Origin of the sequence: Paenactinomyces guangxiensis (assembly GCF_016055185.1) — a bacterium.
Classification (GTDB): Bacteria; Bacillota; Bacilli; order Thermoactinomycetales; family Thermoactinomycetaceae; genus Paenactinomyces; species Paenactinomyces guangxiensis.
This window is the reverse complement of record NZ_JAECVR010000006.1, coordinates 99,862-113,626: the sequence shown is the minus strand read 5'-3', so window position 1 is coordinate 113,626 and position 13,765 is coordinate 99,862. Positions and strand designations below refer to the sequence as shown.

Genomic DNA, 13,765 nt, shown 5'->3' with positions numbered 1-13,765 from the left:
GGGGATGTCAATGATGAAACTGATTGTGAACGCAGACGACTTCGGGTATTCTCGCGCAGTTAATTTTGGGATCATCGATGCGTATAAATATGGAATTGTCACCTCGGCAACCTTGCTGGTAAATATGCCTGGAGCCAGCCATGCCTTTGAACTGGCAAAAGAACATCCGGGACTTGGAGTGGGAATTCACCTTACATTAACATGCGGATCGCCCCTTAGTGACCATGTCCCGTCATTAGTCAATGATCAGGGGGAATTTCACAAAAAGGAGGATCTTTTCTCCTATGCCCAAGTGTCTGATATTGAACGGGAATTTACCTGCCAGATGGAAAGATTTTTCTCGTCCGGTATAACACCGACCCATATTGACTCTCACCATCATGTTCATTTTCACAACGCCGTTTTGCCGATCGTCCTTCGTCTGGCTGAACGGTATCAGCTTCCTGTCCGGAATTTCACAACCAGCCCGGTCCATAAGGAAAACCGGAAGCTAGTGAAGACAACCGATCTTTTTCTTTCCGGCTTTTACGGAGATCACGTAACGGTTGAATGGTTTGAAAAGATGCTGGATACTGTTGAAGAGGCAGAGACGGCTGAAATCATGTGCCATCCCGCCTACCTGGATGCCGGGGTGCTCACGGGGAGTTCTTATCATCTGCCGCGTACGAAGGAATTGGCTGTTCTGACCGATCCGCGTACAAAGGAATTGATCAGGGAGCGAAACATGGAACTGATCACATTCAGGGAAATAGAATGAACAGGAGTGTGAGGCGGTCAGAAAAGAGAGTACACAGGCAGAAGTGGTTAAGATCATTGAAGAGGAATTGTTTGAACGATACAAAGATACAAATTTGGCAATGCTTATTATAGTGATGCAGCATGCAGCTTAATTCATTCAATCTACAATGATAAGCGGGATGTAAACGTAAGGAATTAACAAGGCCATTGCCGGGGGCATCCCCGATGACCCGGCCGTAGAAATCATTGCGCCATCACCGGAGAGGGGCTGAAGCCGATTGCGGGTGGAGATCTGCCAGTTGCAGTCAGAGGTCTCGTGCAACAAATAAAATCGTTTGAACGGGAACTGCAGATACGATTGCGAAGCAGATACTTGATGAGATGTTAGAGGCACACAAAAAATATTTGCCGCAATTTTTTAATGGAGTGAATATTTCTTCCTAACTCTATTTTTTGGATATATCAACCTACATTCTACTATAAACTTTCGAACAACATGATAGGGCAACCTGGTTGTACGAAAACCCCTGAAAACTCCACCTGTTGTGCATAAAAAAGAGCTCCCGGTAAACCGGGGGCAAGTGATGTTTCGATTAACCAGAACCCTTGCTTTTTAAGGGTTCTTGCTTTTACGAATGTATGGAGTCTGCCAAACAAGTGGATTATGGGACTTTTTACCCATGGTTTTCACGACTCAAATTTGTTATTCTATATGAAACCGATTTCGATGGAATTGTTTGAATAGACAGATGATTGAAAAACAATTTATGGCAAAGAACTTTCATGGGCTTAAGTTCTGGTTTGCTGAAGCAATTTTGTGCCCGCATATGACAGTAAACTCTTTTTTTGCATGTGGTTTTTGGGGAAGAGTCAAATCTCCAATGATCTGAATAAGGAGGTAAAAGTGATGTCAACTTTGTTAGCTGTACGGAAGAGTGTTTCACGTATACTCCTCATCGTTACTTTGATCCTAACGATGATTGTTTCCTTATTCTATCATTCTCCCAGGGCTCATGCATCGGTACCTCAGATGCCCGGCTGGACCCTGCAGTTTAGCGATGACTTCAATGGAGCTTCAGGTACCGGTGTGGACAGGGCAAAATGGATCTACGACATTGGCCACGGCTATCCTGGTGGTCCGGCAAATTGGGGTACAGGTGAAATAGAGTTTATGACGGATAGTACGAACAACGTCTACCAGGACGGTTCGGGTCACCTTGTGATTAAAGCCATTCGGGACTCGAGCGGAGGATGGACTTCCGGCCGGATTGAAACTCAACGGACGGACTTTCAGCCACCTCCGGGTGGCGTGATGCGTGTGGAGGCCTCCATCCGGCTGCCAAACGTTACGGGCGCTGCCGCTCAGGGCTACTGGCCGGCATTCTGGATGCTTGGTGAGCCATATCGCGGCAATTATTGGAACTGGCCCGGTATTGGCGAGATCGACATCCTGGAGAACGTCAATGGAGCCAATACAGTCTGGGGCACACTCCACTGTGGGGTGAGCCCCGGGGGACCCTGTAATGAGACAAGTGGAATTGGAGGCAGCCAATCCGGATTCTCCCCTTCACTTCAGTCCGCGTACCATAGGTATACGATCGAGTGGGACAGGAGTGTATCGCCGGAACAAATCCGCTGGTATGTCGATGGTTCGCATTTCCATACAGTTAACGCGAATCAAGTTGACGCAACAACCTGGGCGAACGCAACAAACCATGGATTCTACATCATCCTGAACCTCGCGATCGGCGGTGGCTGGCCGGGTAATCCGACATCCTCTACCGCTTCAGGTGCATCGATGAGCATTGACTATGTAGCTGTATGGACGAAAGGAGGCAACGGTGGCAATCCAGGCGACCCACCCGGCAGCTCTAATTATGGTGTGGAGAATGTTAGCCCGACTCAGGCGAAAGTCTGGTACAAACCTCCCGCAACTGCGAACTATGTGATTTTGCACTACATTCGTCCTGGTTTGTCCCAGCAAAATGTTTATATGACATACAACAGCAGTTCAGCCCGGTGGGAGTACACTGTGACCGGTTTGAGTCCGGGTCAGGTTCTCCAGTATCAATTTACTTATAATACCGGGGGAACCCAGTATGACACCGCTTGGTACTCCTATACAAAGCCATAATGATATAGTAATGAATGGAGAATAAGTATGGCCGGCAGAAATGATTGGTCGAGAAGACGGGTAACTGCTGAAGCGGCTGTAACGGGTGACGACGGCTCAGCGCTGTTGGCGATGACGATCAATCCATTAGTCCCTTCAGATACGATTGCAAAGCAAATTCTTGATGAGATGTTAGAGGCGCACAAAAAATATTTGCCGCAATTTTTTTAAGAGGAGGTTCATATTTCCTCCTAATCTCATTTCCCGGAGTTATCAAGTGATGTTTCCACTGATCAGAACCCTTGAAAGGAAAGGGTTTTTTCTTTTTTATCTGTCTATACCGTTAAATAGAATATCCAACATGAATTGAATTTCTTTTTCATCGTCCCATTCCTGATCAGGTATGAGAATCGTTCGAGTTATAACATATCCGGCAAGCAAGCTGAGAACAACGCGGATCAAAGAGGGAAGAGGCATGCTTAAATGTTCAGCTTCGCTCATGGTTTGGAATACTTGTGAAATCCTCGGCAACACATTTTGTTTCACAAACACCGACATCACTTCGCGAAATTCCGGACTTAAGAGAAGTTCCTGAAATACTAACTTCATGACATCTGTGTTTTCTATGGCAAATTCTACTCTGTCCTTAAATACGGCGTGAAGGATATCATGATAGTCATTTTCTTTGCTTAAAATTCCTTCTATACGTTCCATAAACATGGGTTGTAATGCTTGTAACATGGCAGGGTAAACCGTTTGTCTGAACAACTCCTGTTTACTGCGATAGTACTTAAAGAGCGTTTTCTCTGACACCTTTGCTTTTTGTGCAATAGACTGGGTAGTGGTCCCGTCATAGCCCTTTTCTGCAAATAACTCCAAGGCTGCCCGGATGATATCTTTTTGTTTATCTGTCAGGTTGGTGTCGATCAAAATATTGTGAGATTCTTTTAATAATGCTTTTAGCTGATCGTTCATTTTCTACCCCTTCCGTTTTCCATTCGCGGCTGCTCCTTCAAACTGACTACCAATCGCCAACATTTTGTAAGAAATCTTTTGTATCATGCGACCTGAAAAGAGTATACCGGTGCTTAACCCCAGCATAAGGGCAGTAAAAACTGAGTGCTTTGAGTGGAACTGCTTTCAAATATAACTGTAGCGTAAAGAGGAAAGATTGCAATGGCCCCATACATTAATATGCCAACCAACAGGGCACTCAGATTCGCTAAGGACATGTTGCGAATTCGGATCAGGTGTGGCGACAAGACGGGATCCGGGTGTTTGTTCTCTTGAAACATAAACCAGATAAACAACAGAATACTGCCAACCAACAGGGCGGTGATATTCTAGTTTCAACCATATTTTTCATATAATATCCATATTTGAATAAATAAAGCAATAGCGGTACCGAGAAGCAATGCTCCCCAATAGTCAATATTTTTCAAGGAAGTTGGTTTTGTCTGGTCTCTGTGCATTCGGGCGAACTGGATGGTGATCAAGGAAAGGAGTCCAAATGAAATGACCATATAGAAGACGGAAGAACATCCAAAGGATGCGAAAACGATCCCTCCGGCAATCGGTCCCAAAAGATTGGAAAACAGTTGAATAGCAGCAAAAGCACTCAGGGCTTTTCCTCTGCTTTCAATGGGGAACAATGTACTAATTAAAGCGACTGTGACAGGACCGAGTGCACCAGCCCCAACCCCTTGAATCAACCGTGCCATAACTAAAAATGAAAGAGAAGGTGCCAACCCGCACAGGAAAGAGCCAATGAGAAAAACAGACATCCCAAGGTTGAAAAACAACTTATAACCATAAAGATCCGCTAATTTGGCGAACAACGGGATCGTAATCGTGGACATGAGCAAATATCCGCTAAAGACTCATCCATACAAGTGGGAATCGCCCAATTCCTGAGCGGCCTGAGGCAGAATGGTGGCGACGACAGTTTGCATCATCATGTTCGCCGCCGCACCCAATAGAATCCCCGTAAATATAATTGAACGCTTACTCATTCTTTACAACTGGTTTTAACCAGCTCCGCCTTATTGAGAAATTCGGTTCAGGTTCATTCTAATATAAACTTTTATGGATGTAAAGTAAGCGCTTACTGTTAGATATCTAAAATGACCCAATTTTAGTAGCAGGAAATTCTAAATGATCGTTCTTTCTAACTATTAATAAAATAAATTTTAATGAGCATGAGTTAGTCAAACAAAAAAGAGAAGTAGTTAACATCAGGAAGTTTTTTGATTCGATCTGCAAAGAGTATGAAGAGGAATTGGAAGGATACCGAGCCGGCCTTTCTTATTGCAACGAGGCATCCGAAAAAGATTTCATTGCCATTGACCAAAAAAAGATTCACAGAGTTTTTGCCAATATCATGAGGAATGCGATCGAGTATGTGGAACCCCCATTAAAGGTTCACATGAGCTTTACAGCTGACAAAAAATATGTCCATTTTTGTATGGGGGACAACGGGCCGGGTATACCGGAAAACGAATTATCACAGATTTTCCAATCCTTTTATCGAATCGACAAGTCCCGTTCACGAGACAAAGGCGGCAGTGGTTTAGGTTTAGCCATTTGTAAAAGTATTATTGAAGCGCACGGTGGGCAGATTCAGGCATATAACAGTGTAAGCGGCGGCCTTGGCATCAAGTTTTCGCTTCCAAAAGTAAAGCGGTGAAATAGTTTAGTTCTGCTAATGATCCGGCTGAGAAGAATTGGAAGGAGTGAAGAAAGTATGAGCCGAAACTATTTATTGATTACAACAATTGTCGACTGAAAGCCCATGGTTTCAATCGTTGGATGAAAGACGATGTTGCTCGGTAATCCCTTCATGTGATTGCATAGAGCAACAATTTTCTGTATAATCGAACATATGAGCGGTGCTTATCCCACTGGTAGTGGGTTTTGTTCCTCTGTACTCTTTTAAGTTCACCGAAAGGACTGATCATATGTTGACATTGTTTCGCTATAACTGGCAGGTGCGTGAGGAGTGGTTCGATTTATGCGGGCAGTTACCGGAAGATGAATTATTGCGCGAGCGTATGGGCGGGGTTGGCAGCATGCTGCGTACTCTTTTTCACATCGTGGATGTGGAATACAGCTGGATTCGCACGCTTCAAGGAAAGCCCGATTTTGATGGAAAATTCGAGGATTATCAGACTCTTACTCAAGTGAGAAACTTATCTGTCACTTTTCATGGTGAGGTGGACAGCTTTCTCAAAGTATGGTCTGATGAGATGGAGAACAATATATTGACAGTCCCAATGCGTGATGGACAGCTTCACAAGTTTACTCATGGTGAAGTTTTACGTCATGTGGTCGCACATGAGATTCATCATATTGGCCAGCTTTCAGTTTGGGCGAGAGAGCTTGGGCTTCAACCGGTCTCTGCAAATGTAATCGGACGAGGTTTGTTTCGCAGTGAGTAAAGGACAGTGTTATTTATTCCATATATGAAACTTATTGAGAGAACGCAAATTTACTGAGGATTTGCGCTCCTTCTATTATTTGATTGCCACGAGGTAATATAGATAAGTGATCATCTAAAAAATTCTGTCTTAATCCATCTCTCATATGGCCGGGACTATCCACACGAGACCCGCCGGTGTCAGACCTGAGAAAAATATGAATCTAAAGATCTAATTTCCGTTCAAATATATAAACGTTAAACCAAAAGATCAACCCTGCTATTAAGCAACTTCCAATCGGGGGAAGCAATAGGTTCCAGTAATACCCATCGGGTATATCGGGCTGGGGAACGCCAAACAATACCTCATCCACAAAAAGTGGGAGATAAAAGTCAACAAATTGAACGTATAAACCTACAAGAATGATCCAAATCAAAAAAAATGAAGTAGAGACTACCTTAAAAGCCCGTTGAATATGACCTTGCAGACTTAACATAAGCCCGAAGCTGATAATCATAGGAGCCAGGTTAATTACCTGATAAATAAAATGAATGGTTGATTGAGTCATTTGCCGATGATCGACCGACATCGGCATATAGATTCCAAATGATAAAAACAGGCTGCTTAAGTACAGCGCAACATTGAGAATCAGCAAAAAAAGAGCGGTTTGTAGAATCTGAATCAGCAATGCCGTACCAAGCAATATAGCTCTGGAATAAGGGAGACCCGCCCACCAACTGAAGACCCCCTGGTACCATTCACGTTTCCCGGCATTCATCACGATGCCAACCATGATAAACAGCCCGATTGATTCAATCCGGTATAAAAAGGAAATCAGCCCCATCACTTCTTCGTGTCGCGGTTCTTCTGAAAAAAACAGGAGACTCACGCAGACGATGAACAAAGTGAGTACTGTTAATCCTGATACGAACTGCCAAAAGCGCTTGCGATCCCCACGTTCATTTTGCACCAGCGTCCAAAATACGCTCATCCAAACAACCTCCTGTACTCATCTTGAATCGAGCTCCTGTCGGCACGTAACTCTTCTACATTCTGATCGCCGATGCACTTTCCGCCTTTGATAAATACCACATTGTCAAACAATCCCTCTACTTCGTGGATATCATGGGTGCTGATGATCATGGTCCCCTCTTTTTCCAGCATCAGATCGATCAACAGTCTGACCATCCGCTCACGTGACAGAAGGTCAACCCCGGCAAACGGCTCGTCCAACAGGATTAGATCGACCCGGTTGGCCACACAAAGCGACAGTTGTAAACGCGCCTCCTGCCCTCTGGATAAACTTCTTACTTTTGCCTCTGCATCCAGTTCCATCAACTGAATATATTCCTGAGCCCGCTTCTCATCAAAGCGTGGAAAAACAGCAGCCGCAAACCGGAGCGCTTCCCTGATCGTGTGCTGAGGATACCAGCGGGAACGGTCTCCCAGATAGGCGATCCGCTCATTTAGCTTCCAGGATGGTTTATGTCCAAAGACGCGTACCTCTCCCTCTGTTGGTTGGGTCAAACCCATCACCAGTTTAAACAGTGTCGATTTACCTGCACCATTTTCCCCCAGCAACCCCGTCAGCTTGCCCGTTTGAAATGAAACCGTCGCCCCATCAAGCACCCGTTTTTTTCCATACTGTTTGACCACTTGTTTTAACTCGACCGCCGCTTCCATCACCACTTCGCCTCCTTAATCCATTGTTCCGCTGTCTCGCGGCTCACACCAAGTGCCTTCATCGTCTCTACAAATGAAGTGATCGCATCGGCCGCCAGCCCTTTTTTCACCTGAAGCACCCTCTCTGGGGAAGTGGTGATATATGTTCCCTGCCCCCGCCTTTTCTCGCACAATCCATCCCGTTCCAATTCGAGATAAGCGCGCACCACCGTACTCGGATTGATTTTTAACTGCTGAGCCAACTCCCGGACAGACGGTATCTTGGTTCCCAATTCCACCTCTCCTCTCGCTACAGCAAGTTTGATTTGTTTCATCACCTGTTCATAAATGGGCAAGGAAAGATCTAACTGAAAGATCAAGGGTCCAACCTTTTTCTTCTCCATACCCGCCTCCTTCATGCTCTATTGTATGAAGTGTATGAATTCACACCAAACTCTTTATGTTTGGATTTATTATATCTTTATATACGCTGTTAGTAAAGAAGGCCCCAACATCGATGAGAAAGGAAAGTTGCGTCCGGCCGGCGTGATCAAGTTTCCGCTGTCTGAAAATATAGGAAAGGTGGTCTGGTCTATTGTACAAATGGAGAACAAAGGATCTGTCTGCGACCGGAGATAAGGTGTCGGGTAAAGTAAAGGGGATGGACGAAGAAGGGGCAGATTCGATTGCGGGTGTTCCCAGGAGTTCCTTGGCTTAAATCAGTCCACTTTTTGAAGCTTTCATCTCTACTTCCATGCAGGGTCCAGATTAGGAGCGAGACAGAATTCTGCCCTCCCCCTGTGATACACAGCACTTTCACAGCAAAAAGCGGGTATTTACCTTTTTCCATTTGGGAGCAGATGAAAAGACAATACTCATGCAGGATCACAACAGTGTGTTGGGGTCTGGAATCAGTAAAGAAAAAATCTCTCAAGGTTTAATAAAAGAACAAACCTTGTCAAAATTTCCCGGGAAATGACATGAGTTTTCCTTATGATTCGAGATATATTGCACCGCCGCCTCAATGAAGATAGACCGATATATTATGTTTGCCTTCAGGCCATGATTGAACCAGGCTTATCGTTTAAAATATAGGTTAAGTATCTATAAACGGGTCTTAAGCGAAACTGCTGAAAACAATTGAATTGTGAGACCTTATGGTTGAACCAACAGGAAAATGCTGTTGGAAACGGCAGACAGGCCGGGAGGGAGAAACCGTGAGTAAATTAAACCTGGGCGATAAGGTTATGATTCGCCAGCTTTTATCCATCGGGGAGCTTCGGGAAGTGAGGAAACTGGAGAGCAAAACATGGGGAAATATTGACTCCACTCCTGTGCATCAAACACTGACGGTGTCAAAAAACGGCGGTTTTGTCCTGGGGGCTTATGTCGGCGGGGAGCTCGTCGGGTTTCAATACAGCTTTCCGGGTTTTGACGGAACATCCGTCTATCTTTGCTCACATATGCTTGCCATTGATCCGCGGTTTCGGAACAGGGGAATTGGTGAAAAGCTAAAGCATGCTCAGCGGGAACAGGCACGGCAGATGGGGTATTCCTTAATCAGATGGACCTATGACCCGCTGGAAAGTATAAACGGCTATCTGAACATCGGGAAGTTAGGGGCTGTCTGTTCAACATATATTGAAAATTGTTATGGTGAAATGAACGACCACCTTAACAGCGGCTTGCCATCCGACAGGTTTCAGGTGGAGTGGCGGATCAACCGGCCGGAGGAAACCCGGAGGAGAGTCGGGGAAAATAAGGTCCAAGAGGCCGGGAATGCCTGTGTGATTCAATGGAGAGTGAATGAGAGAGGATTACCTGTCGCTGATCAGATAGACCTCTCAATGGCTGAAAAATATGATACCGTCTATGTGGCGATTCCGGCAAAATTCCAACACTTAAAAGAAATAGATATCTCAGTGGCCAGGCAATGGCGGCTGAAAACCCGTGCCGTTTTTACCCACTACTTTGCCGGGGGATGGGAAGTTACGAACTTTATTAAAAATATCAATCAAGAGATACCGGTCAATTTTTATGAAATGCAAAAATCCTCATGACCTGGGTTGCGGATAATATATTTTTTTCCCCGCCAACATTTTCAACAATCATTGGCTAATTTTTCATATTAAAATCAGATGCCAACGCTTTGATAAAAAGGTAAGGAAGGTGTTTAGTAGATTGGAGATTAAGACAAGCATTAGAACAACAAATTCTATTTAAAATAAATAATTTTATAGACAAAAATATCATATTTTTTTATAATATTAAATGACTGACTCTTTAACAAGAGAACTGTTAACCAATTGTTCAGGCTTGATTTTGAATTGATTGCGTATGAAGATGGCCCTGTGTGATCCATGTTCGGTTTAACTAATCCCCGATATGCTTGAAGGTTTAAGCGGTTAAATTTTCATTAATTTTTCGTGATTTACCCTTAAAGCCGGATTAGTTTGCAAGTCAATATAAAAGGGGGAAGCGAAGGTTGTGGCTATTTTAATTTTCAACAGATTGTCGCACTCCGATGTCCCTTATGAGCAATGGTTAAAGGATCTGGATGAAGACTTGTATTTGTTTACGGACAAGAAACAGGAAACTGGATTCACGGGCTATACACAAGTACACGCTTTTGAAAATTATGATACAAACAACGCCGTAGAATTTATGGCTCTTGAATTGTATGAGCAGGTTCCGTACTCTACAGTGATTGCCACAGCTGAGCGTGATATTCTGAGGGCAGCAAAACTAAGGGAGTTTCTGGGGATTGAAGGGCAATCGTGGGAGAGTGCGCTGGCATTTCGGGACAAGGTAAAGATGAAAACGCTCCTGAGCAGGGCGAATATCAAAGTGCCTGCTTTTGCGATGTTAGAAACGGCGGTTGATTTATACAAATTTATCAAGCAACATGGTTATCCGGTGGTAGTCAAACCTGTAGACGGAATGGGCTCCAGAAATACAGCCATTCTTAAAAACAGAGAAGAGACGATTGAATATCTTTCTCAAGGATTAGCTTCCAATCTGATCGTAGAAGAGTTTATTGAAGGCGAAATGTATCATATCGACGGCTTGGTTTTGGGCGGAAAGTTTATCCATTGTTGGCCGTCCAAGTATTTTAATGACTGTCTGGCGTTCCATGATGGGAAGTATCTGGGCAGCTATCTCCTTGCACCTCAAAATCCACTCACAGAACGGCTTCGCAACGAAGTTATTTCTATCTTACAAATTCTCCCCACTCCTGCCAACACCACCTTTCATGCTGAAATATTTCATACTCCTCAGGATGAGTTGATCACTTGCGAAATCGCTTGTCGGACAGGTGGTTCCCGAATTATAGAAGAGTACCGGCAGGCTTTCGATGTTGATCTTACCAAATTATCAGTGCAGGCACAGTGCGGATTAAAAACAGATGTTTCGGAAAGATTTTTACAGAGGGAAGGCCCCAAAACACAATTTGGGTTTATCGGTTTGCCCCCCAAACATGGAGTTTTTCAGGGGGCGCCCACATGGCAGGAGTTACCCCACTGGGTGACAGAGTACAATGTGCTGGCAAAACCGGGGCAAAGTTTTACTGGAGCACATACAAGTGTAGATTATGTGTTGACACTGGTGGTTAAAGGAAACACCGAACAGCAGGTGGTTCAGCGGATCCAGGATATTGCCGAGTTTCTTGAGAATAAGATGGTATGGGATTAATGGGAGGTATAACATAGGCCCTGTCGTATGCAGGGCTTTTTTGTTTTGCCTGCTTTTGCACTCGCGAAAAAACAGCCGGGAACAGAGGAACCCCATTCTGTCCCGGCTGTTTTTTGCTGATTGTAATGCGGACTTCACTGTTGAAGGATGGTAGGAAAAATGGGGAGAATAAAATATTAAGAAATAAACATTTTTGATATAATTAATATTATTAGGGAAATATTGATACATTCTTTACAGCAAGGTACAAATGAAATGGGGGTGAGTGATGCCTGTCTACAACAAACTCATCCGTGACAAAATTCCTGAGGTGATTGCCGCATCCGGCAAAAAAGCTGTTGTTAGAGCGCTTTCCAATGAAGAATACATAGTAGAAGCCAGGAAAAAGTTATATGAGGAACTGGCAGAGTATAAGGCTGTCACAAATGACGAAGAAGCGCTGGCGGAGTTGGCCGATATCATGGAGTTGGTCTATGCGCTCGCTGCCGTTCACGGTTCTTCTACGGACCAGCTGGAACAAATCCGGCATGAGAAAGCCAAGAAGCACGGTGAATTTGCCAAAAAGCTGTTCTTAAAAGAGGTTACAGATTGAGTCAATCATGCGAAAATCGCCCAATCGGCTACTTTAAAAGATCAGGGGGCCTCTTCATGCCATACCTGTCTACGAAAAATGATACCAGGCAACTCTCTCTCACCATTTACAATGACGGCTTTGGCTTAGTGAAGGAAACGAGAGAGATGAATTTATCAGAAGAAGACCTTGAGATTCGGTACCTCGATGTTGCGGAGAAAATTGAAACAGATTCCATCGTGGTTGACGGACTGGATATTCAGGAATTAAATTACGAGTTTGATCTTGTCAGTAAAGAAAAATTGTTGGAGAAGTATATTGATCAAAAGGTTTATATTTACGACCCGGAAACAAAAGAGAAAACAGAATACCGGTTATTGAGTGTCGGTGACGGGATGGTTGTTGAAAATACAGCGACCAGGGAGATCGTCATCAATCCCGAGGGTGAATTAACCCTTCCCAAGCTGCCAAGCGGACTCATCGTGAAGCCCGGTCTGGTGTGGAAGATTAAACCTTCCGCGGCTCGAACCGTACATGTTTACTATATCACAAAAGGATTTTCCTGGAATGCGAATTATGTACTAAACCTAAAAGGGAACACCTTTGATCTGTCCGGCTGGGTAAGCATCAATAACCATTCGGGGGCTACCTTTGAAAATAGCAGGTTAAAGTTATTGGCCGGTGATGTGAAAAGAGTGAATGATCATTTTGACCTGCTGGAGATGCCGGTATTTTCCCGGCCGAGGGGGAGAGACAGGTTGGGAGAAACCCAAAATATTAAAGAAAAAAGCTTTCAAGACTATCATCTTTATAGCTTTAACGAGACAACTACACTGAAAAATCAACAGTCCAAGCAGATGAACTTTTTGAAAATCGATCAGGTTCCGTTTCGCCGGTATTATGAGTATAGTCTTTATGATGAAGACAAGCCCAAAATTATCATTGAATTTGTAAATAAAGAGAGTGAAGGTCTTGGCATCCCCTTGCCAAAAGGAAAAGTTAAAGTATACAGTGAAGATCCTGCGGACGGGAGCATGGAGTTAATCGGGGAAGAAGGAATTGACCATACAGCCGTCAATGAAAAACTGACGCTGCATATCGGAAAGGCATTTGATATTAACTGTGAAGGCAAAAAAGTGAATAGCTATAAGAAAAAGGGGTATCAATACGAACAGTTTGTATACACAGTAAGAAATAATAAGCAGGAAAAGATCCGTGTTAAAATCAATCACGATTTTTGCCGGGAGAACTGGGAGATAGTTGATTATAGCGACCCATACGTGGCTGAGGATTCCGGGACGATTCTCTTCTGGGCGGAAGTAGAACCGGAGGAAAGCAAAACAATTGAATTTAAGTATCGAATCCCCCGGTCCATTCAAGTTAATGTCAATGATGAAGAATAAAGATGATTGAAAAATGGGGAGCGTCTGATCAGGACAGCTCCTGTTTTTTGTAGTAAAATGATCGGAGCTGTCATGCAGTATTATTTTGTTAAACCGGTAAACCCGCTAGTGATCACAAAATATTTTAAAGCTTTTATGAATAAAACTCTTCTAAGGATTCTACAGATCT

The 13,765-nt window shown here is 44.0% G+C and carries 14 protein-coding genes and 3 pseudogenes; 11 read left to right on the top strand and 6 right to left on the bottom strand.

Annotated elements, in window-relative coordinates; all coding sequences use genetic code 11:
- Positions 1–13: 13 nt before the first annotated feature.
- From chbG to I8U27_RS07970, 4 genes and pseudogenes are all read left to right on the top strand, one after another.
- Positions 14–757 (top strand): chitin disaccharide deacetylase, encoded by a 744-nt coding sequence (gene chbG / locus I8U27_RS07980; protein ID WP_181751135.1) that lies wholly within the window; start codon positions 14–16, stop codon positions 755–757.
- Positions 756–1,182 (top strand): annotated as a pseudogene (locus tag I8U27_RS20550) (family 4 glycosyl hydrolase); the annotation flags it as partial. The gene chbG and the pseudogene I8U27_RS20550, both read left to right, overlap by 2 nt.
- 463 nt (positions 1,183–1,645) lie before the next feature.
- Positions 1,646–2,872: a family 16 glycosylhydrolase gene (locus I8U27_RS07975; protein WP_181751134.1), complete on the top strand. Its 1,227-nt coding sequence runs from the start codon at positions 1,646–1,648 to the stop codon at positions 2,870–2,872.
- A 48-nt stretch (positions 2,873–2,920) separates the two neighbouring features.
- Positions 2,921–3,082, top strand: a pseudogene (locus I8U27_RS07970) (6-phospho-beta-glucosidase); the annotation flags it as partial.
- 96 nt (positions 3,083–3,178) lie between these two features.
- Here I8U27_RS07970 and I8U27_RS07965 read toward each other — a convergent pair.
- From I8U27_RS07965 to I8U27_RS20960, 3 genes and pseudogenes are all read right to left on the bottom strand, one after another.
- Positions 3,179–3,826: a TetR/AcrR family transcriptional regulator gene (locus I8U27_RS07965; RefSeq protein WP_181751133.1), complete on the bottom strand. Its 648-nt coding sequence runs from the start codon at positions 3,824–3,826 to the stop codon at positions 3,179–3,181.
- A gap of 374 nt (positions 3,827–4,200) precedes the next feature.
- A pseudogene (locus I8U27_RS07960) lies at positions 4,201–4,719 on the bottom strand (MFS transporter); the annotation flags it as partial.
- Positions 4,720–4,731: 12 nt separating this feature from the next.
- Positions 4,732–4,863 (bottom strand): hypothetical protein, encoded by a 132-nt coding sequence (locus I8U27_RS20960; RefSeq protein ID WP_258567745.1) that lies wholly within the window; start codon positions 4,861–4,863, stop codon positions 4,732–4,734.
- A gap of 266 nt (positions 4,864–5,129) precedes the next feature.
- Here I8U27_RS20960 and I8U27_RS07955 point away from each other — a divergent pair, with 266 nt between their 5' ends.
- Together I8U27_RS07955 and I8U27_RS07950 are read left to right on the top strand one after the other, a co-directional pair.
- Positions 5,130–5,537 (top strand): sensor histidine kinase, encoded by a 408-nt coding sequence (locus I8U27_RS07955; RefSeq protein ID WP_181751131.1) that lies wholly within the window; start codon positions 5,130–5,132, stop codon positions 5,535–5,537.
- A gap of 271 nt (positions 5,538–5,808) precedes the next feature.
- On the top strand, positions 5,809–6,288 hold the full coding sequence (locus tag I8U27_RS07950; protein ID WP_181751130.1) for a DinB family protein: 480 nt from the start codon (positions 5,809–5,811) through the stop codon (positions 6,286–6,288).
- 202 nt (positions 6,289–6,490) lie between these two features.
- On the opposite strand, the gene I8U27_RS07945 is transcribed toward I8U27_RS07950, so the two are convergent.
- The 3 genes from I8U27_RS07945 to I8U27_RS07935 are packed head-to-tail and all read right to left on the bottom strand — an operon-like array spanning position 6,491 to position 8,333.
- A complete protein-coding gene (locus tag I8U27_RS07945; protein ID WP_181751129.1) occupies positions 6,491–7,258 on the bottom strand; it encodes a hypothetical protein in 768 nt (255 codons plus the stop codon).
- Positions 7,255–7,950, bottom strand: coding sequence for an ABC transporter ATP-binding protein (locus tag I8U27_RS07940; RefSeq protein WP_181751237.1), 696 nt, complete (start codon positions 7,948–7,950; stop codon positions 7,255–7,257). Before I8U27_RS07940 ends, I8U27_RS07945 begins: the two co-directional genes overlap by 4 nt.
- Positions 7,950–8,333: a GntR family transcriptional regulator gene (locus I8U27_RS07935; RefSeq protein ID WP_181751128.1), complete on the bottom strand. Its 384-nt coding sequence runs from the start codon at positions 8,331–8,333 to the stop codon at positions 7,950–7,952. The genes I8U27_RS07940 and I8U27_RS07935 overlap by 1 nt, the downstream gene beginning before the upstream one ends.
- Before the next feature lie 191 nt (positions 8,334–8,524).
- On the opposite strand from I8U27_RS07935, the gene I8U27_RS20955 reads away from it, so the two are divergent.
- The 5 genes from I8U27_RS20955 to I8U27_RS07915 all read left to right on the top strand — a co-directional run bounded on the left by I8U27_RS20955 (position 8,525) and on the right by I8U27_RS07915 (position 13,596).
- Positions 8,525–8,647 carry a hypothetical protein gene (locus I8U27_RS20955; protein ID WP_258567744.1) on the top strand — a complete coding sequence of 41 codons (123 nt, stop codon included), beginning with the start codon at positions 8,525–8,527 and terminating at the stop codon, positions 8,645–8,647.
- 499 nt (positions 8,648–9,146) lie between these two features.
- Positions 9,147–9,989, top strand: a complete 843-nt coding sequence (locus tag I8U27_RS07930) for a GNAT family N-acetyltransferase (protein ID WP_309506106.1) — start codon at positions 9,147–9,149, stop codon at positions 9,987–9,989.
- A gap of 427 nt (positions 9,990–10,416) precedes the next feature.
- Complete coding sequence (locus tag I8U27_RS07925) at positions 10,417–11,622, top strand: ATP-grasp domain-containing protein (RefSeq protein WP_181751127.1); 1,206 nt, start codon at positions 10,417–10,419, stop codon at positions 11,620–11,622.
- 268 nt (positions 11,623–11,890) lie between these two features.
- Positions 11,891–12,214 (top strand): nucleoside triphosphate pyrophosphohydrolase, encoded by a 324-nt coding sequence (locus I8U27_RS07920; protein WP_181751126.1) that lies wholly within the window; start codon positions 11,891–11,893, stop codon positions 12,212–12,214.
- Positions 12,215–12,270: 56 nt separating this feature from the next.
- Positions 12,271–13,596 (top strand): DUF4139 domain-containing protein, encoded by a 1,326-nt coding sequence (locus tag I8U27_RS07915; RefSeq protein ID WP_181751125.1) that lies wholly within the window; start codon positions 12,271–12,273, stop codon positions 13,594–13,596.
- The last annotated feature ends 169 nt before the right edge of the window (positions 13,597–13,765 follow it).

Excerpts from the sequence above, each read along its gene's own strand:
- chbG (WP_181751135.1), top strand. The coding sequence starts at position 14 with ATGAAACTGATTGTGAACGCAGACGACTTCGGGTATTCTCGCGCAGTT.
- I8U27_RS07975 (WP_181751134.1), top strand. The coding sequence starts at position 1,646 with ATGTCAACTTTGTTAGCTGTACGGAAGAGTGTTTCACGTATACTCCTC.
- I8U27_RS07965 (WP_181751133.1), bottom strand. The coding sequence starts at position 3,826 with ATGAACGATCAGCTAAAAGCATTATTAAAAGAATCTCACAATATTTTG.
- I8U27_RS20960 (WP_258567745.1), bottom strand. The coding sequence starts at position 4,863 with ATGAGTAAGCGTTCAATTATATTTACGGGGATTCTATTGGGTGCGGCG.
- I8U27_RS07950 (WP_181751130.1), top strand. The coding sequence starts at position 5,809 with ATGTTGACATTGTTTCGCTATAACTGGCAGGTGCGTGAGGAGTGGTTC.
- I8U27_RS07945 (WP_181751129.1), bottom strand. The coding sequence starts at position 7,258 with ATGAGCGTATTTTGGACGCTGGTGCAAAATGAACGTGGGGATCGCAAG.
- I8U27_RS07940 (WP_181751237.1), bottom strand. The coding sequence starts at position 7,950 with ATGGAAGCGGCGGTCGAGTTAAAACAAGTGGTCAAACAGTATGGAAAA.
- I8U27_RS07935 (WP_181751128.1), bottom strand. The coding sequence starts at position 8,333 with ATGGAGAAGAAAAAGGTTGGACCCTTGATCTTTCAGTTAGATCTTTCC.
- I8U27_RS07920 (WP_181751126.1), top strand. The coding sequence starts at position 11,891 with ATGCCTGTCTACAACAAACTCATCCGTGACAAAATTCCTGAGGTGATT.
- I8U27_RS07915 (WP_181751125.1), top strand. The coding sequence starts at position 12,271 with ATGCCATACCTGTCTACGAAAAATGATACCAGGCAACTCTCTCTCACC.